General features: G+C 77.2%; 19 protein-coding genes. 12 read left to right on the plus strand and 7 right to left on the minus strand.

All coding sequences use genetic code 11. The annotated features are described in order from the left end of the window. Positions 1-64: 64 nt before the first annotated feature. The 6 genes from E4A51_RS05185 (at position 65) to E4A51_RS05210 (ending at position 4,982) form a co-directional block, all read left to right on the plus strand. Positions 65-307 (plus strand): hypothetical protein, encoded by a 243-nt coding sequence (locus tag E4A51_RS05185; protein WP_070318412.1) that lies wholly within the window; start codon positions 65-67, stop codon positions 305-307. Further along, entirely contained in the window at positions 304-1,041 is a 738-nt protein-coding gene (locus E4A51_RS05190; RefSeq protein WP_046527979.1) for a histidine phosphatase family protein, read from the plus strand. The genes E4A51_RS05185 and E4A51_RS05190 overlap by 4 nt, the downstream gene beginning before the upstream one ends. Continuing rightward, on the plus strand, positions 1,034-1,924 hold the full coding sequence (locus E4A51_RS05195) for an NAD(P)H-hydrate dehydratase (RefSeq protein WP_134851051.1): 891 nt from the start codon (positions 1,034-1,036) through the stop codon (positions 1,922-1,924). The genes E4A51_RS05190 and E4A51_RS05195 overlap by 8 nt, the downstream gene beginning before the upstream one ends. 77 nt (positions 1,925-2,001) lie before the next feature. Next, complete coding sequence (locus tag E4A51_RS05200) at positions 2,002-2,454, plus strand: S-ribosylhomocysteine lyase (RefSeq protein WP_046527977.1); 453 nt, start codon at positions 2,002-2,004, stop codon at positions 2,452-2,454. Then, positions 2,451-3,185: a 5'-methylthioadenosine/S-adenosylhomocysteine nucleosidase gene (mtnN, locus tag E4A51_RS05205; protein WP_134851052.1), complete on the plus strand. Its 735-nt coding sequence runs from the start codon at positions 2,451-2,453 to the stop codon at positions 3,183-3,185. The genes E4A51_RS05200 and mtnN overlap by 4 nt, the downstream gene beginning before the upstream one ends. A 294-nt stretch (positions 3,186-3,479) precedes the next feature. Beyond that, on the plus strand, positions 3,480-4,982 hold the full coding sequence (locus E4A51_RS05210) for a DHA2 family efflux MFS transporter permease subunit (RefSeq protein ID WP_070318410.1): 1,503 nt from the start codon (positions 3,480-3,482) through the stop codon (positions 4,980-4,982). 13 nt (positions 4,983-4,995) lie between these two features. Here E4A51_RS05210 and E4A51_RS05215 read toward each other — a convergent pair whose 3' ends face one another. From E4A51_RS05215 to E4A51_RS05230, 4 genes are all read right to left on the minus strand, one after another. Further along, entirely contained in the window at positions 4,996-5,772 is a 777-nt protein-coding gene (locus E4A51_RS05215; RefSeq protein ID WP_134851053.1) for a triacylglycerol lipase, read from the minus strand. Continuing rightward, positions 5,769-6,572, minus strand: coding sequence for an alpha/beta fold hydrolase (locus E4A51_RS05220; RefSeq protein ID WP_143320409.1), 804 nt, complete (start codon positions 6,570-6,572; stop codon positions 5,769-5,771). The genes E4A51_RS05215 and E4A51_RS05220 overlap by 4 nt, the downstream gene beginning before the upstream one ends. 67 nt (positions 6,573-6,639) lie before the next feature. Beyond that, on the minus strand, positions 6,640-8,040 hold the full coding sequence (locus E4A51_RS05225) for an ATP-binding protein (protein WP_070318409.1): 1,401 nt from the start codon (positions 8,038-8,040) through the stop codon (positions 6,640-6,642). Beyond that, entirely contained in the window at positions 8,037-8,696 is a 660-nt protein-coding gene (locus E4A51_RS05230; RefSeq protein ID WP_134851054.1) for a response regulator transcription factor, read from the minus strand. The genes E4A51_RS05225 and E4A51_RS05230 overlap by 4 nt, the downstream gene beginning before the upstream one ends. An 83-nt stretch (positions 8,697-8,779) precedes the next feature. Between E4A51_RS05230 and E4A51_RS05235 the strand changes: the two genes are divergently transcribed. The 4 genes from E4A51_RS05235 to E4A51_RS05250 are packed head-to-tail and all read left to right on the plus strand — an operon-like array spanning position 8,780 to position 12,659. Continuing rightward, positions 8,780-10,039, plus strand: a complete 1,260-nt coding sequence (locus E4A51_RS05235; protein WP_070318407.1) for a hypothetical protein — start codon at positions 8,780-8,782, stop codon at positions 10,037-10,039. Positions 10,040-10,086: 47 nt separating this feature from the next. Further along, entirely contained in the window at positions 10,087-11,055 is a 969-nt protein-coding gene (locus E4A51_RS05240; protein WP_206119948.1) for an ABC transporter ATP-binding protein, read from the plus strand. Continuing rightward, positions 11,042-11,950: an ABC transporter permease gene (locus E4A51_RS05245; protein WP_082739557.1), complete on the plus strand. Its 909-nt coding sequence runs from the start codon at positions 11,042-11,044 to the stop codon at positions 11,948-11,950. Before E4A51_RS05240 ends, E4A51_RS05245 begins: the two co-directional genes overlap by 14 nt. Before the next feature lie 40 nt (positions 11,951-11,990). Beyond that, positions 11,991-12,659, plus strand: a complete 669-nt coding sequence (locus tag E4A51_RS05250; protein WP_046527971.1) for a hypothetical protein — start codon at positions 11,991-11,993, stop codon at positions 12,657-12,659. A gap of 6 nt (positions 12,660-12,665) precedes the next feature. Here the strand turns inward: E4A51_RS05250 and E4A51_RS05255 are convergent, their stop codons facing one another. Both E4A51_RS05255 and E4A51_RS05260 read right to left on the minus strand, forming a co-directional pair. After that, entirely contained in the window at positions 12,666-14,591 is a 1,926-nt protein-coding gene (locus tag E4A51_RS05255) for a threonine/serine exporter family protein (RefSeq protein WP_134851055.1), read from the minus strand. Continuing rightward, positions 14,588-16,183, minus strand: a complete 1,596-nt coding sequence (locus E4A51_RS05260; RefSeq protein WP_134851056.1) for a PP2C family protein-serine/threonine phosphatase — start codon at positions 16,181-16,183, stop codon at positions 14,588-14,590. The genes E4A51_RS05255 and E4A51_RS05260 overlap by 4 nt, the downstream gene beginning before the upstream one ends. A 75-nt stretch (positions 16,184-16,258) precedes the next feature. On the opposite strand from E4A51_RS05260, the gene E4A51_RS05265 reads away from it, so the two are divergent. Beyond that, positions 16,259-17,689 carry an NYN domain-containing protein gene (locus tag E4A51_RS05265; RefSeq protein WP_167748827.1) on the plus strand — a complete coding sequence of 477 codons (1,431 nt, stop codon included), beginning with the start codon at positions 16,259-16,261 and terminating at the stop codon, positions 17,687-17,689. 25 nt (positions 17,690-17,714) lie between these two features. Here the strand turns inward: E4A51_RS05265 and E4A51_RS05270 are convergent, their stop codons facing one another. Further along, entirely contained in the window at positions 17,715-18,455 is a 741-nt protein-coding gene (locus tag E4A51_RS05270) for an alpha/beta fold hydrolase (protein ID WP_052748159.1), read from the minus strand. A gap of 118 nt (positions 18,456-18,573) precedes the next feature. Here E4A51_RS05270 and E4A51_RS05275 point away from each other — a divergent pair, with 118 nt between their 5' ends. Then, positions 18,574-19,608, plus strand: a complete 1,035-nt coding sequence (locus tag E4A51_RS05275; protein ID WP_070318402.1) for an LLM class flavin-dependent oxidoreductase — start codon at positions 18,574-18,576, stop codon at positions 19,606-19,608. The last annotated feature ends 64 nt before the right edge of the window (positions 19,609-19,672 follow it).

The following is a 19,672-nucleotide window of genomic DNA, read 5'->3' on the forward strand; positions in this document are numbered from 1 at the left end:
TGCCCCCGCCGCGCCGCGCCGGGATACTGGCCGCTCACCGTCGCACCACTCGAGGAGGACCCCGATGAGCAACGACACCGGCGCCCGCAGCACCGACCCGGCCCCCGAGGCGCCCACGCGCGCCCTGAGCGGCGTGCTGTGCCTCGTGCTGTTCGTCGGCGCGTTCGCGCTGCTCACCATCGGCTTCAGCAGCAGCGACGGCACCACCGGCGCGCTCGTGGCGACCGCGGGCATCCTGGCCTTCGGCCTCGCGTTCGCGATCCCGACGACGATCCTGCCGGCGCTCGAGGAGCGCGACCGCCGGTGACGCCCGCCCCCGCGAGCCTCGTGCTCGTGCGTCACGGCGAGAGCGTCGGCAACGTCGCGGCCACGCACGCCGAGCGCACGCAGGCCCTCGTCGTCGACGTCGCGACGCGGGACGCCGACACGCCGCTGTCGGAGCGCGGCCGTGAGCAGGCGAAGGCGCTCGGCGCGTGGCTCGCGGACCTCCCGGCCGGCGAGGTGCCCGAGGTCGTGTGGTGCTCGCCGTACGTGCGCACGCAGCAGACCGCGCGGATCGCGCTCGAGACCGCCGGCCTCGACCTGCCGGTGCGTCTCGACGAGCGGCTGCGCGACCGCGAGCTGGGCGTGCTCGACCGCCTCACGTGGCGCGGCGTGCTCGAGCACCACCCGGCCGAGGCCGAGCGCCGCCGGCACCTCGGCAAGATGTACCACCGCCCGCCCGGCGGCGAGTCGTGGGCCGACGTCGCGCTGCGGCTGCGCGCGGCGCTGCGCGACCTGCAGGAGCGGGACGCCGGCCGGCGCGTGCTCGTCGTCGTGCACGACGCGGTCGTGATGCTGCTGCGCTACGTGCTCGAGGAGCTCACCGAGGACGAGCTCATGACGATCGTGCGCGGCAGCAGCGTGCACAACGCGTCCGTCACGCGTCTCGACCGGGTCGACGGCGCGTGGCGGCTCGCGGCGTTCGACGACGTCGCGCACCTGGCCGAGCTCGACGCGCCGATCACCGAGCACGAGGGCACGGAGGACACGCATGGGTGACACCGCCGTCCTGAGCCCCACGCTGCTGCGGGAGCACCCGCTGCCGGAGCCGACCGGTGGCAAGGACGCGCGCGGCGGCGTGCTCGTGCTCGGCGGTGCGCGCGGCACGCCGGGCGCCGTCCTGCTCGCGGGGCTCGCGGCCCTGCGGGTCGGCGCGGGGCGGCTGTCCCTGGCCGTCGCGGAGTCGGTCGCAGGGCCGCTCGCGGTCGCGGTGCCCGAGGCCGGCGTGCTCGGACTGCCCGAGCGCCCCGACGGCGCCGTCGCCGGGCCCGGCGACGGCGTCCTGGACGCCGAGCTCGCGCGCGCCGACGTCGTCGTGGTCGGCCCCGGGCTGGACGCGCCGGCCGGGACGCTCGCGCTGCTGCGCGCCGTGCTCGCCCACGCCCCCGCGACGACGCCGCTCGTGCTCGACGCGTTCGCGCTCGGCGTGCTGCGCGACGCGTCGGACGTGCGCGAGGCCGTGCGCAGGCGGGCCGTGCTGACGCCGAACTCCACCGAGGCCGCCTACCTGCTCGGGTCGTCCGACGCGGCGCCCGACGAGGGGCACGACGACGGCGACGAGCCCGTCGCGGCCCGGCTGGCCGACGCCTACGGCACGGTCGTGGTGTGCGCGGGCGTCGTCGCCGAGCCCGGGGGCCGGCGCTGGCGCTCGTCGACCGGGCACTCGGGCCTCGGCACGTCCGGCAGCGGCGACGTGCTCGCGGGCGCCGTCGCCGGGCTGCTCGCGCGCGGCGCCGACCCGGCGCAGGCCGCGTGCTTCGGCGTCGAGGCGCACGGGCTCGCGGGCGACCGCCTCGCGGCCGCCGTCGGACCCCTCGGCTACCTGGCCCGCGAGCTGCTCGACGAGCTGCCGCGCGTGCTGGTCGAGCTGCGCTCCCGCTGACCCCGGCCCGGTCGCCCCGGACGCCCCGGCGCGACCGGCCCCCGATGGCGCAGACTGGTGCCGTGGACACACCTCGCATGAACGTCGAGTCGTTCAACCTCGACCACCGGACCGTCGCCGCGCCGTACCTCCGGCTCGCGGACCTCAAGCAGCTGCCGCACGGGGACGTCATCTCCAAGTTCGACGTGCGCTTCACGCAGCCCAACGTCGCGCACCTCGAGATGCCGGCCGTGCACTCGCTCGAGCACCTGTTCGCCGAGCACTCGCGGAACCACTCCGACCGCGTGCTCGACTTCTCCCCCATGGGCTGCCAGACGGGCTTCTACCTCATGCTCGAGGGTCGCTGGAGCACCGAGGAGGTCGCCGAGCTGGTCGCCGCGACGCTCACGGACGTGCTCGACGCGACCGAGGTCCCCGCGGCCAACGAGGTGCAGTGCGGCTGGGGCGCGAACCACACGCTGACCGGTGCGCAGGACGCCGCGCGCGCGTTCCTCGCGCAGCGCGACGCGTGGGCCACGGTCACCGCGTGAGCACCGACCTGTCCGCCGCACCCGGCGTGCGGGTCGACGCGGTCGTCGTCACGGCCATGGGCGTCGAGGCGTCGCCGTTCCTCGACCGGGCGACCGCCGTCGGCGACGAGGTCGACGTCGCGGGTGCCGCGCGCCGCGTGCTCGACCTCGGCGGCCCGCGCGTGCTGCTCGTGACCTGCGGCATCGGGCTCGTCAACGCCGCGACCGCTGCCGCGCTCGCGCTGCACGGATCGGGGGCCCGCGCGGTGCTGAGCGCGGGCTCGGCCGGCGGCATGGGCCTCGACGTGCGCGTCGGCGACGTCGTCGTCGGCGCCGACACCGTGTACGGCGCGGCCGACGCGCGCGTGTTCGGGTACGAGCTCGGGCAGGTGCCGCGCATGCCCGCGCGGTACGACGCCGACCCGGCGCTGCTCGCCGCGGTCGCGGGCGTCGACGCGGGCGGGCTCACGGTCCGGACCGGCACGATCGTGTCGAGCGACGTGTTCGTCGACGCCGAGCGCGTCGTCGGCATGCGCGAGGCGTTCCCGGGTGCGCTCGCGTGCGACATGGAGTCGGCCGCGCTCGCGCACACCGCGCACCTCGCGGGCGTGCCGTTCGTGTCGGTGCGCGGCATCTCCGACCTGTGCGGCCCGATCGCGGGCGTCGACTTCTCGGCGCACGTCGACGACGCGGCGGAGCGGTCCGCGACGATCGTCCTGGGGCTGCTCGACGGCGTCCTCGCCGACGCCTGAGCGCACCCCGCGCTGCACGACGGGTCCGGCGCCGACGCGCACCGGACCCGTCGGCGCGTCCGGCATCGGTGCGCGCGTCGCCCTGCCGCGCGGCTCGTCCGCGTCGTGACGCCGCCGTGCCGCCCGACGAGTTCGCCGCGCGGCACCGGTCTGCAGGGAATGACGTCGACCCGGCACGGGTTGGCGTCACAGACTGGCGGCGCGCGGTGACGACGCCCGCGACCCCCACCCGGCCCCGACGGCCCCTCGGACCCGCACGCCCCGCCCCGGGGCCCGACGCGACAGGCGACCCCCGTGACCGACCGCACCGACCAGCCGACGACCGTCGTCGAGCCGTCCGCCCGGACCTCCGACGCCGTCGAGGCCCCCACCACGCTCTCCGCGCGCGACCGGCTCGCGATCGCGCTGCTCCTGGTCTCGACGTTCGTCGTGATCCTCAACGAGACGATCATGGGCGTCGCGCTGCCGCGCCTCATGCACGACCTCGACGTCACCGCGAGCACCGCGCAGTGGCTCACGACCGCGTTCCTGCTGACCATGGCCGTCGTCATCCCCGTGACCGGCTTCTTCCTGCAGCGCACCACGACCCGTGGCGCGTTCCTCACGGCCATGAGCCTGTTCGGTCTCGGCACGCTGATCTGCGCGCTCGCGCCCGGGTTCCCGGTGCTGCTCGCGGGCCGCGTCGTGCAGGCCATGGGCACCGCGGTCATGCTGCCGCTGCTCATGACCACCGTGATGACCGTGACGCCGCCGGCGTCGCGCGGCCGCACGATGGGCAACATCTCGATCGTCATCTCGGTCGCCCCCGCGCTCGGGCCGACGATCTCGGGTCTGATCCTGTCGGTGCTGTCGTGGCGGTGGATGTTCGGGCTCGTGCTGCCCATCGCCGCGGTCGCGCTCGTGCTGGGCGCGCTGCGCCTGCCGAACGTCACCGAGCCGCGCCAGGCGCGCGTCGACGTGCTGTCGGTGCTGCTGTCCGCGGTCGCGTTCGGCGGGCTCGTGTTCGGGCTGTCGAGCGTCGGGGAGGCCGCGCACGGCGGGTCGCGCGTCGTGACGGCCGCCACGCTGCTCGCGGGCGCGGCCGGCCTCACGCTGTTCGTCGCGCGGCAGGTCTGGTTGCAGCGCACCGACGCGGCGCTGCTCGACCTGCGCACTTTCCGCTCGCGGACCTTCGCGGTGGGCGTCGCGATGATGGCCGTCATGATGATGGCGCTGTTCGGCGTCATCATCATGCTGCCGATCTACGCACAGGACGTGCTGGGGCTCGACACGCTGCGCACGGGCCTCATGCTGCTGCCGGGCGGTCTGCTCATGGGTCTGCTCGCGCCGCTCGTGGGCCGCGCCTACGACAAGGTCGGCCCGCGCCCGCTGCTCGTGCCCGGCACGATCCTGGTGAGCACGGCCACGTGGGGCATGGCGCTGCTGCTCGGCGAGGGCAGCGCGCCGTGGATGGTCGTCGTGGCGCACCTGACCATGTCGGCGGGCCTCGCGCTGGTCTTCACGCCGCTGTTCACGTCGGCGCTGGGGTCGGTCGTGCCCGAGCGGTACTCGCACGGCAGCGCCGTGATCGGCACCGTCCAGCAGGTCGCCGGTGCGGCCGGTACCGCGCTGTTCGTCACGGTGCTCTCGGCCACGGCCGCGGGGCTGGCGGCGGGCGGCGCGTCCACCGCCGCCGCGACCGCCGGCGGCGTGCACGCGGCGTTCCTCGGCGGTGCGCTGCTGACCCTCCCCGCGATCGCCGCGGCGTTCGCCGTGCGCCCGGCCCCTGCGGGCACCGCCGCACCGGCCCACCACTGAGCCGACGGACCGATCACCCCGCCGCGGGCCGGGCGTCGGGGGCGGCGTCCGGCCCGGGTGCGGTCCCGGCCAGGTGGGCGACGGCGTCGAGCACGGCCGCGTGCAGGCGGGGGTCGCCCAGCGGGCGGAAGTGGCCGTCGAGCGGCAGCCGCACGTTGACGGCGCCGGGCAGCTCGCCGCCCGCCGGCACGTGCGGGTCGAACCGGGCGTACAGCGACCAGGTCCGGGCGTGCGTGGCGACCTCGCGCGCGATCGCCCGCACGTGCGGGTCGCGCGGCGACAGCGCACGCACCGACCGCACCGGGAACCACCGCGCGTAGACCGACCCGGCGAACGGCGTGTTCACGGCGACGAGCCCCGCGACGCGCCGCCCGGCGTCCGGGTCGCCCATCACGAGCTTGCCGATCAGCCCGCCCTTGGAGTGCGCGACCAGCACGACGCCGCGCAGACCGAGCTCCTCGACGCGCGCCGCGACGACGCGCGCCGACGCCGCGAGCGGGCGGCCGTTGAGCCCGAGGCCGGGCACGACGTGCACCGGGTGACCCGCCGCGAGCAGCGCACGCGCGAGGTCCGCCATGACCGGCCAGCGCTCGTAGATGCCCGGCAGCAGCAGCACGGGCGCCCGGTCCCCCGCGGCCCACGCGTCGGCCCGCACCGGCCACAGCGCCCGCAGCTGCGCGCCGACGATCCACGCGTAGTCCCGGGCCCACGCGACCCCCTGACGCGCGCGGTGCCGCGCGGTCGCCACGCGTCGCCCCAGGGCCCTCGGCCCGCCCGGCGTCGTGCTCATCGCCGCACGTGCTCCAGCACGAGGTCGCCGACCTGGCGGCTGTGCTCGTAGATCACGGCGTGCGACGCCCCGGCGATCTCGACCCAGCGGCCGTCGGGCGCGGCGTCGGCGAGCAGCTGCGCCCACGCGCGCGGCGCCACGTGGTCGTGCTCGCCGCGCACGACGAGCACGGGCACGTCGACCGCCGGGAGCCGGTCCTCGATCGGGTAGCGCAGCATGCGCGGCAGCACCTGCGCGAACCAGTGCGGCCCGCACTCGACGTACCCGCGCAGGGCGATGCCGCGCGTGCGCGGCGACTCGTGCACCGAGCTCTGCAGCAGCCGCAGCGCCTGCCGCGGGACGGAGCGCTCCTGCGCGTTGACCGGCGGACCGATCAGCACGGCGTGCGACGCGATCCCCGGGTGGCTCGCGAGGACCTCGGTGACGATCTGCGAGCCCATCGAGTGCCCGAGGAACGTGGGCCGCTCGAGGCCGACGTGCTCGACCCACCGCGCGATGAGCCGCGCGAAGTCGTCGATCTCGAGGTGGCGGTCGGGCCGCGGGACGCCGGCGAACCCGGGCAGGTCCAGCAGGTGCACGGCCCCGACGCGGCCGAGGTGCACCGCGAGCCGCTCGAAGTACTCCGAGCTGACGCCCAGGCCGTGCACGAGCACGATGTCGCGCCGGTCGGCGACGGGCACGTCGTCGGTCTCCTGGATCCACGTCGTCCACGTGCGCAGCGCGAGGCCGCCGATCCGCACGCGGTCGATGCGCACGTTGAGCCCGTTCGGCGCCTGCGAGGCCCGGACCGTCTGCGGCACGTGCACCCTCCCCGGTGGTCCTGCTGCGCCCGCGCGGCGCGCGGACCAGCAGGATCGTCGCACGGCGTCAGCCGGCGGGCAGCGTGAGCACGGCGCGCAGGCCGCCGGTCGGCGACTCGTCGAGCGTGACGTCGCCGCCCTGCTCGCGCGCGACCTCGCGGGCGATGGCGAGACCGAGGCCCGTGCCGCCGGCGTCGCGCTCGCGCGCCGCGTCGAGGCGCACGAACCGCTCGAACACGCGCTCACGGTCGCCCGGCGGCACGCCCGGGCCGTCGTCGTCGACGACGACCCGGACGGCGTCGTCGACACCGGCGTCGCCCGTGCGCCGCTCGACCCGCACGGCGACGGCGGAGCGCGCGTGCCGCGCGGCGTTGTCGACGAGGTTGCGCACGGCGCGCGCCGTGGGCCCGGCGGCCCCCAGGGCGGTCGCGGCACCGGTCACGGTGACCTCGACGCCGCGCGCGTCGGCGGTCGGCACGACGGACGCGGCGGCCTCGGCCGCGACCTCGGCGAGGTCGACGGGCCCGCGCGCGGCCGGTGTCGCGCCGACGCGCGCGAGCACCAGCAGGTCGTCGACCAGGGCCTGCATGCGCGCGACCTGGGGCGCGAGGTCGGCGACCAGGTCGGCGACCGGGTACGCCTCGGGGTGGGCGGCCGCGACCTCGACGGCGGCCCGCGCGGCCGCGACGGGTGAGCGCAGCTCGTGCGCGGCGTCGGCGACGAACGTGCGCTGGCGTGCCGCGGCGGTCTCGAGCCGGTCGAGCATCGCGTTGAGGGTGCGGGCCAGCGCGCCGAGCTCGTCGTCGGCGGCGGGCACGGGCAGCGACCCCGGCCCGCCCGCGAGCGCGACCCGGTCGGCCGCGGCCCGCAGGTCCTCGACGGGCGCGAGCACGCGCCCCAGCAGTGCGCGCAGCACGAGCGCGAACCCGACGGTGAGCACGGGCACGACCAGCAGCAGCGCGACGCGCAGCGCGCGCACCACGCCCTCGACGTCGGCGAGCGGGACGGTCGTGACGAGCGTCGCCGGCTCGCCGCGGTAGGTGACGGCGCGCACGGCCGCGCGCGCGACCCGGTCGTACGCGCTGGCCTCGGTGCCGACGACGAGCACGCGGCCGCCCGCGCGCTCGCGCCACGCCGTCAGCGTGGCCGCGTCGACGACCGGCAGGGTGCGGCTCGCGGTGGTCGAGGTCGCGAGCACGGCGCCGGAGGCGTCGAGGAGCTGCGCGACCTCCCCCGGCTGCGTGACGGGCAGCGCGTCGGGCACGCGGTCGTCGGCGACGAGGGCGGCGAGCGTCGCGGACCGCTCGCGCACGGCGGTGTCGACGGCGGCGGTGCGGGCGACGCCCACGACGCCCGAGAGCGCGAACGCGCCGACGACGAGCACGACGGCGACCGACGCGGTCGCGACGAGCGTGAGGCGCGCGCGCAACGACGTGCGGCGCCACCACGCGTCCCGCGCCCGGCTCACGCGGCCCCGCCGACGCGGTACCCGGCGCCGCGCACGGTCGTGACGGCGTCGCGCCCGAGCTTGCGGCGCAGGTACCCGACGTACACCTCGACGACGTTCGGGTCGTCGCCCCGCGTGTCGAACACGTGGTCGAGCAGCTCGAGCTTGCCGACGACGCGGTCGGCGTGCCGCAGCAGGTACTCCAGCAGGGCGGTCTCGCGGACCGTGAGCTCGACCGGTGCGCCGTCGCGCGTGACGGCGCGCGTCGCGGGGTCGAGCTCGAGCGCGCCGACGCGCAGCACCGCGGGACGCGGGGCGACGGGCCGGCGCACGAGCGCGCGCAGCCGCGCGACGAGCACGACGAACGAGAACGGCTTGGTGAGGTAGTCGTCGGCGCCGACGTCGAGCCCGTCGGCCACGTCGTGCTCGCCGTCCTTCGCGGACAGCATGAGCACGGGCGTCCACACGTCCTGCGCGCGCAGCGCGGTGACGACGTCGTAGCCGTTGCGCCGCGGCAGCATGACGTCGACGACGAGCACGTCGTACTCGCCGTCGACGACCATCCGCAGGCCCGTCTCGCCGTCGTGCGCGGCGTCGACCGCGAACCCCTCGGCGGTCAGGCCGCGGCGCAGGGCGCGCACCAGCCCGACCTCGTCGTCGACCACGAGCACGCGCACCCCGGCAGCATCCCACCCGCGTCCGGGCGCGGGTGGCACGCCGCTCAGGTTCCGCTCAGGCACCGGGGCGCACGGTGGGTCCCATGGACACGACCCCCGTCACCCCCCGGTCCCGCGTCCGCGCCGCGTGGGCGGTGCCCGCCGTCGCCGTCGTCGCCGTGGGCGCGGCGTTCGCCGCTCCCCCGCTGCTGGCGTCCGCCGACACTGCCGGTCTGCCGACCGTGCAGCCCGACGAGCTCGTGACGCGCGTGCTGGAGGCCGAGCCGCAGGCGCTGTCGGGCACGGTCGTGCACACCGCGCGTCTCGGCCTGCCGGACCTGTCGCTCGTGCAGGTGGGCGGCGCGGACCCTGTGAGCCTGCTGGGCGGGTCGACGACGCTGCGCGTGTGGACCGACGGCGAGGCGCGCTCGCGCGTGTCGCTGCTGGGCACCGCGTCGGAGTACTCGGCGGTCACCGACGGCACGCAGGCGTGGACGTACTCGTCGTCGGACGACGAGGTCGTGCACTACGCGCTCTCGCCGCAGGACGCGGCCCGTGCGCAGGCGCTGCGCGACGACCCGCCGACCCCGCCGGCGGACCTGCCGACGCCCGCCGAGCTGGGACGTCAGGCGCTCGAGCGGGCGCAGCAGGACGCGACGGTGAGCGTCGACGCCGCCACGAAGGTGGCCGGCCGGGACGCCTACCAGGTGGTCGTGACGCCGACCTCGACGACGACGCTGGTCGGCCGGATCGTGGTCGCGGTCGACGCCCGGACGTGGACGCCGCTGCGCGTGCAGGTGTGGAGCAGCGACGACGCGCAGACCCCGGCGCTCGAGGTCGGGTTCACGGACGTGACGTTCGCCGCGCCGGCGGACTCGGTGCTGACGTTCACGACGCCGCCGGGCGCGCAGGTCCGCGAGGTCACGGTGCCGCTGCCCGATGACGCGACGCTCGCGGCGCACGGCGACGTGCCGTCGACGCTGCCCGACGACCCGGCGGACGCGCCGCTGCCCGACGGCGTGACCGTCACGGGCACCGGCTGGGACGCGGTCGTCGAGGTGAGCGACGTCGACGTCGCGGCCCTGCTCGCGGGCGACCCGTCGGCGGTCGCGTCGCTGCCCGACGTCGAGAAGTCGTTCGGCGGCGGCGAGGGTGCGAACCAGCTCTTCGACCAGTTCATGGGCGAGGGCGACGGCCCGCCGGTCGACCTCGACACCGCGACGCTGTACGACCAGCTGACGACACCCGTCGAGGGCGGGCGTGCGCTGCAGTCGTCGCTGCTGTCGGTGCTGGTGCTCGACGACGGCCGCGTGCTCGCCGGCGCCGTGCCGGTGGACACGCTGCGCGCGGTCGCCGGCGCGTGACGGCCACGCTGCGCGCCGCGGCGCCGGCCGTGCCGCACGCTGGTGCCGTGACCGCCGACGCCATCCGCACGCACGCGCTGACCAAGCGGTTCCGCACGGGCCAGGTCGCGGTCGACGGCATCGACCTGGCCGTGCCGCGCGGCGCCGTGTACGGGTTCCTCGGGCCCAACGGCTCGGGCAAAACGACGACGATCCGCATGCTGCTCGGGCTGGTCGCGCCCACGTCGGGGCGGGTCGAGCTGCTGGGCGAGCCGGTGCCGCAGCGTGCCGCGCACGTGCTGCCGCGCGTGGGGGCGCTGGTCGAGGGGCCCGCGTTCCAGCCGTACCTGTCGGGCCGCGCGAACCTCGCGCGGCTCGACGCGGTCGACGCGTCGACCGACCCGAGGACGGCGCGCACACGGGCCGAGGCCGCGCTCGAGCGCGTCGGCCTGACCGCGGCGGCGGACAAGCGGTACCGGCAGTACTCGCTCGGCATGAAGCAGCGCCTCGGCCTGGCCGCGGCGCTGCTGCGGCCGCGCGACCTGCTGGTGCTCGACGAGCCGACCAACGGGCTGGACCCGCAGGGCACGCGCGAGGTGCGGCACCTGGTGCGCGAGCTCGCGGACGCCGGCACGACCGTGCTCGTGTCGTCGCACCTGCTGGCCGAGATCGAGCAGGTGTGCACGCACGTCGGGATCATGGGCCGCGGGCACCTGCTGCTGCAGGGCCCGCGCACCGAGCTGACCGCGCGGCGCGCCGCGCGGATCGCGGTCCGCACGCCGGCCGCCAGCGCGGACGCCGCCGTGGCCGAGCTGCGCCGGCTCGCGCTGGACGACGTCACCGCCGACCGCGCGGTCGCCGACGGGACCGTGACCGTGTGGGCGGCGGTGCGCGACGACACGGGTCCGGCACCGCAGGACGTCACGGCCGCGCTCGTGCGCGCCGACGTCCCGGTCGTGGGTCTCGACGTACGTCGACCCTCGCTCGAGGACGTGTTCGTCGAGCTCACCGGGGAGGGCTTCGATGTCGCCCGCTGACACCACGGCACCTGCCACGCCCGCGGGGGCCGCCGCCGTGCCCGCGCCGGGCGCCGACGTACCCGTGCGCCACCGCGGCGCGCTCGCGCGCCTCGTGCGCGCCGAGCTCGCGCTCGTGCTGGGCCGCCGCCGCAACCTCGTGCTGCTCGTGGGCCTCGCGCTCGTGCCGCTGCTGCTCGGGGTCGTGCTGTACCTCGCGCAGGACACCGCGCTCGCCGGGCAGGGACCGCCCTTCGTGTCCCGCGTGACGGGCAACGGGCTGTTCCTCGTCGTCGCGTCGCTGTTCCTGTGCACGCCGTTCCTGCTGCCGCTGACCATCGGCATCGCGTCGGGCGACGCGATCGCGGGCGAGGCGTCGGCCGGCACGCTGCGGTACCTGCTCGTGGTCCCGGTCGGGCGCGGCCGGCTGCTCGCGGTCAAGGCGCTCGGCGCGCTCGTGTTCGCCGCGGCCGCGGTCCTCGCGATCGCCGTGGTGGGGCTCGTGGTCGGCGCGGCGCTGTTCGGGGTGGGTGACCTCACGCTGCTGTCGGGATCCACCGTCCCGCTCGCGGACGGCGTGCTGCGCGTCGCGGGCGTCGTCGCGTACGTCGGCCTGTCGATGACGGGGCTGGTCGCGGTGGGGCTGTTCTTCTCGACGCTCACCGAGGTGCCGATCGGGGCGATGGCCGCGACCGTCGTGGTCGCGGTGGTGTCGAGCGTGCTCGACCAGCTGCCGCAGCTCGCCGCGATCCACCCCGCGCTGCTCACGCACCACTGGTTCGACTTCGCCGAGATGCTGCGCGTCGTGCCGTCGGCGGACGTCCTCGCGCAGGGCCTGGCGGTGCAGGCGGGCTGGGTCGTGGTGTTCGGCGCGCTCGCGTGGGCGCGGTTCACGACGGCCGACGTCACGTCCTGACCGGCGCGCACCGGCGCCGGACGGTGCCACACTCACCGGTGTGAGCGAGCACGACGACGAGACCTACCGCCCCGACGGCCTGACCTACGGCCTGCTGCTGGTGCGGGCCACGCGTGACGACGTGCTGCGCGTGCTGGTGCGCGAGCGCTTCTCCGGGTGGGTCGGGCCGGCGCAGGACGGCTGGGTCGTCGCGGTCGCCGACCGCCCGCGCGGTCACGTCGCGGCGCGGCGGCGCTACCTGCCCGACGTCGGCGAGCTCGTGTCGGGCGACCTGCACGCCGTCGTCGTCACGGTGGTCGTGGCACGCGACCTGCTGCTGCAGGTGTGGGCGCACGACGACGGCGCCGAGGTCGTGACGTACCTGTCGGACGCGCACCTCGCGTTCCCCGACGACGAGGACGCGTTCGGCCCGCAGGGCGCGCACGGGGCGCGCACGCTCGCGGCGCTCGCCGGGCGCCCGGACGCGGGTGACGAGCTCACGACGCTGCTGTCGGACGAGCGCGGCGAGTCCGACGCCGAGTCGGAGCGGCTCATGGCGGTGTGCCGCCTGCTGGGGTGGCCGCAGTGGCTGGTCGCGGTCGACTCGCTGCCGCGGCGCGTGCCCGGCGGCCCGGACGCGGACGCGTTCACGCGGCTGCGCGCGGGTCGGACGGGCGTCGGCGGGCTGCTCGCGGCGCGCGCCGCGGCGGTCGTGCGCCGCGACGAGTGACGCGGGTCAGACGATGCGGGGCGCGTCGGGCGCGAGCCGGCGCTGCAGGCCCGCGCCGAGCGCGAGGCCCGCGAGCACGCCGAGGCTGATCGCGACCATCGACACCCCGGTGGTGACGATCGTCGTGACCGCCTGGTCGGTCGAGTGCCCGAGCACGGACGTCACGCCGACCAGGCCGAGCGCACCGGGCACGAGCACCCAGAACCCGGGCAGGAACGTCACGAGGAACGGCGGGCCCTCGCGGCGCGTGGCCGCGAGCATCGCGACGGGCGTCATCGCGAGCGCGCCGACGAACGACGAGACGACGGCGCCGAACAGCACGCCGCCGAGCACCTGACCGGCGTACGCGACGAGCAGCACGAGCGTGATCCACGGCAGCGTGCCGCGGTGCGCGTCGTTGTGCAGCACCACGCCGACCGCGTAGACGAGCACGCCCACCCACGGCGCCGCCCACCCGAGCGGCTGGCTGCTGGCCGACCCGACCTCGGCCGCGGGGACGCCGACGAGCCCCGCGGCGACCGTGATGCCGAGCGCGAGCAGCACGAGCTGCATGACACCGGCGGCGAGCCGCGCGGACCCCGCGATCATCTGCCGGGTCGCGAGGTCGATGACACCGGTGGTCAGCAGCGCACCGGGCAGGAACGTCACGAGCGGCGCGACGAGCGGCGCGAGGAGGCCCACCGACCAGCCGGTGCGCACCAGCAGCAGCACCGGCAGGGCGACCGCGAACGCGCACAGGCCCACGAGCAGACCCTGGTAGAGGGCGGGCACGCGCCGGGTCGCGGTCGTCAGCAGCGCGACCCCGCCGCCGAGCACGGCCGCGACGAGCACGTCGAGGCCGCCGCCGCCGAGCACGAGCGCGAGGCCCGCGGCCATCGCGACGTAGCCGGCGGCGCGGCGCGGCACGGTCGACGTCGGCTGCGACAGCACCACCGCCGCGAGCGCGTCGAGGCCCGCCCGAGGGGTGACGTCACCGCGCTCGGCGGCGTGCGCGAGGTCGAGGACGTCGCCCACCTGGTCGAGGCGCAGCACGCGACTGCCCGCGCTCGACACCGCCGTCTGCACCGTGCCGTGCCCGGGCACCGAGACCATCACCGCGGTCGGGAACGTGACGACCGACGCCTCGGGCAGCCCGTTGACGGCAGCGACGCGCTGCAGCGTCGTGTTGACCTGGACGATCGGCGCGCCGGCGTCGACCATCGCCTCGCCGAGCCGCACGAGGAACCGCACGGCCTCGTCGCCGCGCGCGGTGAGCGGGTCGGCCGTCGCGGCGGCGTCGGTCACGGCTGCGTCCGGCACGGCGGGCACGGCGCCGTCCGCGGTCGGCGCGTCGGTCACGGGTGGCAGCACGAGGGTCGTCGCGGCGTCGCCGGCGGGCGTCGCGACCGCCGGCGACGTGGCGGCGGTCGGCGCACCGTCCACCGGGGCGGCGCCCGCGCGCGCGGCGGCGGCCGGCGCCCCGACGCGGCGCCACCACCACCACAGCCCCACGGCGGCGCCGACGAGCACGAGCAGCGCGCCGAGCACCACCGCCCACGGCACGGTCGACTCGGCGACGGCCGGCTGCGAGGGCCACACGGGCACATGCACGGTCGACGTGGTCGTCGGCGTGGGGTCGGGCGTCGCGACGGTCGGCGACGGCCCGGGCGTCGAGGTCGGTTCGGGCGTGGTCGTGGCCTCGTCGGAGGGGGTCGGCTCGGGCATCGGCCCCGGCGTCGCGTCGGTCGGCGTCGGTGCGGGCGTCGCACCCGGGGTCGGGGTCGGTGCGGGCGTGGCGCCGTCGGTCGGGGTCGGGCTCGGGGCCGGCGCGTCCGTCGCACCGGGTTCGGGACCGACGACGCCCTGCCCGGGGTCGACCACCGGGGCGTCGGGCGCGGGCGCGTCCGGCACGGCGGCGGACGCGGGCACGACGAGGACGGCGGGCACGTTCATCCCTCGACCCGGTGCACGACGACGGCCGTGTCGTCGAGCGAGCCCTCGGGGGTCATCCCGGCCAGGACGCCGTCGGCGATCTCGTCGGGGTCGGCGCCGACCAGGCCGACGAGCAGGCGCTCGAGCGCGGCGAGCCGCGAGCGCAGGTCGGACCCCCGGCGCTCGAGCAGGCCGTCGGTGCACAGCACGACGACGTCGCCGGCGGCGACCGCGACCACGTCGTGCGGGCGCGGCTCCCGAGCGACCGTCAGCGGCGTGCCGCGCGCACCGGTCAGCCACGTGACGGTGCCGTCGGTGCGCAGCACCGCGGCCGGCGGGTGGCCCGCGCTGGTGTACGTGTAGGTGCCCGCCGCCGGGTCGAGGACGCCGCAGTGCACGGTCGCGTACTCGGCGCCGGGCAGCGTGCGCGCGAACGCGTCGAGGCCGTCGACCGCCGGCGCCGGTGCGTCGGTCCGCAGCAGCAGGGCGCGCGCGGCGCTGCGGAGCTGACCCATGCGCGACGCGGACTCCAGGCCGTGCCCCACGAGGTCGCCCACGACGATCCCGGCGCGCCCGCCCGGCAGGTCCGCGACGTCGTACCAGTCGCCGCCGACCGCGAGGCCGCGCGTGGCCGGCACGTAGCGGGTCGCGACGCCCGGGCGGTCGACGGGTGGTTCGAGCATCGCTCTCTGCAGGACGTCGGACACGCGTTCCAGCATGCCGACCTCGCGCTCGTGCCGCAGCGCGCCGGTGAGGGCCCCCGCGACGGCGTCGGCGACGAGCCGCGCGAACGTGCGCAGCTGGTCGTCGACGGGGCGCAGCGCGCCCGCGCGCAGGGCGAGCAGGCCCTCGCGGTCGTCGATCGCGACGAGCGGGAGCGGCACGACGAGCAGGCGGCCGGCCTGCTGCACGGTGGCGGTCCGCGCGGCGCGCTCGACGAGCGCGGCGTCGACGTCGTCGGCCGGCCCGTGCACCCACCGCAGCCCGCCGCGCGGGCCCAGCGCGGCGCCGACGAGCGTGAGGTCCGGCCCGTCGGCGAGCGTCGCGGCGGCCGCCGCGACCACGGCCCCGACGTCGGGCCCGGCCGCCTGGAGGCGCGACTGCAGCAGCGACAGCTGCCCCACGCGGCGCCGCTCGACGACCTGCGCGGTGCTCTCGGTCGCGATGTCGAGCAGCCCGCGCACCTGCCCGTCGACGTCGAGCAGCGGGCTGTAGGAGTACGTGAAGAACGTCTCTTCGTCGAACCCCGAGCGGTGCATGACGAGGCGCTGGTCGACGACCCACGTGGGCCGCCCGGCCTCGACCTCGCGCACCGAGGGCTCGATCGCGTCCCAGACCTCGGCCCACACGGCGGCCAGGGGCGAGCCGAGCGCGCCCGGGTGCTTGTCGGTGCCGAGCATCTCGCGGTAGCCGTCGTTGTAGATCATCGTGAGCTCGGGGCCCCACGTGACGAGCACGGGGAACTCGGTGCCGAGGCACAGCTCGACCGCGGCGCGCAGCGGCAGCGGCCACGCGGCGGGCGGGCCCAGCGGCGTCGCCGCCCAGTCGACGGACCGGACGGCGGCCCCCATGGCGCCGCGCGCCGTCGCGCGCAGGAACCAGGGCGACCTCATTCGTCCGAGGCTACCCGCGGCGCGCGGCGCACCTCGGGGCGGGCGTGATCCCCGCGGCACGGCAGGATGGGTGACGTGACCACCACCCACGAGCCCGCCCGCCGGCTGCGCTCGGCGCTGTTCCTCGACTTCGACAACGTGTACATCGGCCTGCAGCGCCTCGACCCGCGCGCGGCCGAGGCGTTCGCGACGGACCCGGGCCACTGGCTGTCCGAGCTCGGCCAGGGGTCGGACGTCGACGGCGACCTGACGCGCCGCTTCCTGGTCCGGGCCTGCTACCTCAACCCGTCGGTGTACTCGCGGTTCCGCCCGAACTTCACGCGCGCGGGCTTCCGCGTCGTCGACTGCCCGTCGCTCACGCAGCAGGGCAAGTCGAGCGCCGACATCAACCTCGTGCTCGACGCGGTCGACGCGCTCGCGGCGCCCACGCGGTACGACGAGTTCGTCATCGTGTCCGCCGACGCCGACTTCACGCCGCTCGCGCAGCGCTGCCGCGCCGACGACCGGCGCGTGACGATCATCACGGCCTCGCCCGCGGCGTCGGCGTACCGCGCGGTCGCGGACACCGTGATCGGCGCCGACGCGCTGGCCGACCTCGTGACGCAGACCGCGTCGCCGCTCGACGCCGAGCCTGTCGTGGCGCCCGAGGCCGCGACCGAGGCGGTCGCACCCGCCGCGGCGCCGGCCACGTCGAAGGCGGCGGGCTCGCGCTCGGCGTCGCGCCCCGCGGGCGCCCCGGCGGGATCCTCGGCCGCGACCGAGCCGGCGGCCGCCACGGAGACGAACGCCTCCGGCACGAACGACCGCGCGGAGGCGGCGCCCGCCCGCACGACCTCGAAGGCCCGCGCCGCCGAGCGGGTCGTCGACGAGGGCGAGGCCCGGGCGCGGCGCGCGGTCCGGCGTGCGGTCCGCAAGGCGGACGCACCGCTGCCGCTGGGTGCGGCCGCGCAGGTCGCGCTCGACGCGTACCCGGGGCTGGGCACGTCGCAGTGGGCCGGGGCGGGCGGCTTCACGGCGTGGCTCACGCGCGTGCTGCCCGATCTCGACGTGTCGACGCGCCCGCCGGGCCACGTGTGGGACCCGGAGCGCTTCGGCGAGGCCGACCTGCCGGGGGCCGTCGCCGACACCGACCCGAGCGACCTGCAGCGCCAGGTCATCTCGGTCACCGACACGCCGGGCCTGAGCCAGGCGCAGTACCGCGTGCTGCTCGAGACGCTCGCGGCGGACGTGCGGGCGCACACGTTCGAGCGCGTCGCGACGTCGCGCCGCGTGCACGAGGCGTGCCAGCAGTCGGGCACCAAGGTCGGGCGCTCGACCGTGAACTTCGTGATCTCGGGCGTGCTCTACACGGGGCTGTCGCTGGCCGACGGTCCGTCGGCCGAGCAGGTCGCGGCGGCGTGGGCGGACAACGTCATCGGCCTGTGCCGCGGTGCGCGCATGGAGCTGACGAACGGCGACGCGGCGGCGATCCGCGCCTGGGTGGGCGGCGGGCTCGTGCCGGCCTGACGGCGCCGCGCGGGCGCCCCCGCGGTCAGCGCGCGGGCGCCTGCGCGAGGAAGTCGACGACCAGGGCGGCCAGCCGGTCGGGCGCGCACACGGGCAGCAGGTGCCCCGCGCGCGGGACGACCGCGAGCCGGGCGTCCGGCAGCGCGTCGACGATCAGGCGCGTGTGCTCGGGGCGCACGACGTCCCGCTCGCCCACCACGACGAGCGTGGGCGCGGTGACGAGCGCGAGGTCGGCCGGGTCGATGCTCGGGTCGTCCACCATGAGCGCGAGCCGCTCGGCGGGACCGCGCAGGGGCGGCACGAGCCGGGCGACCGACGCGACCACGGCGTGCGCGAGCTGGACCTCGACGAGCGCGCGCATCGTGAGCCCCTCGGGGAAGAGGTTCGCGCCGACGACGACGAGGCGGTCCACCCGGTCGGGGTGACGCACGGCCAGCTCGAGCGCGACGTTGCCGCCGTCGGAGAACCCCAGCACGTCGGCGTGCGCGAGGCCGAGCCGGTCGAGGACCGCCGCGACGTCGTCGGCCATGGCCGCGATGCGCAGCGGACCGGCGCCGCGCGGGCTGCGGCCGTGCGAGCGCGAGTCGAGGCCCACGAGCAGGCGCCCCGCGCCGAGCGGCTCGACCATGCGGTCGAACACGTGGTGGTCCTCGCCGTTGCCGTGCAGCAGCACCAGCGGGCGTCCCTCGCCCCTGGTGACGACCCACAGCGGGCCGACCCGGCCGCCGGGGGCCGGGAGGCGCTGCACGGTCGGGGCGACGTCCACGACGCCGACACTAGGACGCCCGACCGGGAGCCGCGCGGGCGCGGGCTGTGGCCCGGCTGTGCGGCTGCGCACACCGCCCGTCCGGAATGGTCCCGGGGGTGCGCGGGTTGCCCCTGACGTGACAGCGATCTCCGTGCTCGACCTCGTCCCCGTCCGCTCCGACCAGACCACGGCGGACGCCGTGGCCGCGACGCTCGCGCTCGCGCGGGTGGCCGACGAGCTCGGCGCGCGCCGCTACTGGGTGGCCGAGCACCACAACATGCCGGCGGTCGCCGCGACCAACGCGCCGCTGCTGATGTCGCTGATCGCCGCCGCGACGTCGCGCGTGCGGGTCGGGTCGGGCGGCGTCATGCTGCCGAACCACTCGCCGCTCGTGGTCGCGGAGCAGGTCGCGCTGCTGGAGGCCGCGTTCCCGGGCCGCGTCGACGTCGGGATCGGCCGTGCGCCGGGCTCGGACCCGGTGACGAGCCACCTGCTGCGCCGCGGCGCGAGCGGCGACGGCGTCGACACGTTCGACGACGACGTCGCGGCCCTCGCGGCGCTCGTGCGCCCCGAGGGCGTGGACGTGCGCGTGGGGTCGACGTCGTACCCGCTGCGCGCGACGCCGCGCGCGACGTCGGCACCGCAGCTGTGGCTGCTCGGCTCGTCGACGTACTCGGCCCAGCTCGCGGGGCGGCTCGGGCTGCCGTACGTGTTCGCGCACCACTTCGCGGGGCGCGGCACCGCCGAGGCGGTCGCGCTGTACCGCAGCACGTTCCAGCCGTCCGACGCGCTGCCCGAGCCGCGCACGATCGCGGTCGCGAACGTCGCGGTCGCCCCGACCGCGGACGAGGCGCGGCGCCTGGTGCTGCCGCAGGTGCGCACCATGTGGCGGCTGCGCAGCGGTCTGCCGCTCGAGGCGCAGGAGCTCGTCGAGGACGCCGAGGCCGCTCCCCTGCCGGCCGCGGCCGACGAGGGCGTCGCGGCGCTCACGGCGTCGTGGGTCGTCGGTGACCCGGCGTCCGCGGCCGCGGAGCTGCGCGAGCTCGCGGGGCGCATCGGGGCCGACGAGGTCATGGTCGCGCCCGTCGCGGGTGCGACGCGCGGCACGCCCGCCGACGCGTCGCCCGCACGTGAGCGGACGCTGCGCCTGCTGGCGGACGCCCTGGCCTGAGCCGGCCGTGCCGGCCCGTCCGGACGGACGGGCACGGACCCACGCCCGTCGGGCCGGTGCTCCC

Source organism: Cellulomonas sp. HD19AZ1 (assembly GCF_004535805.1).
GTDB lineage: Bacteria > Actinomycetota > Actinomycetes > Actinomycetales > Cellulomonadaceae > Cellulomonas > Cellulomonas iranensis.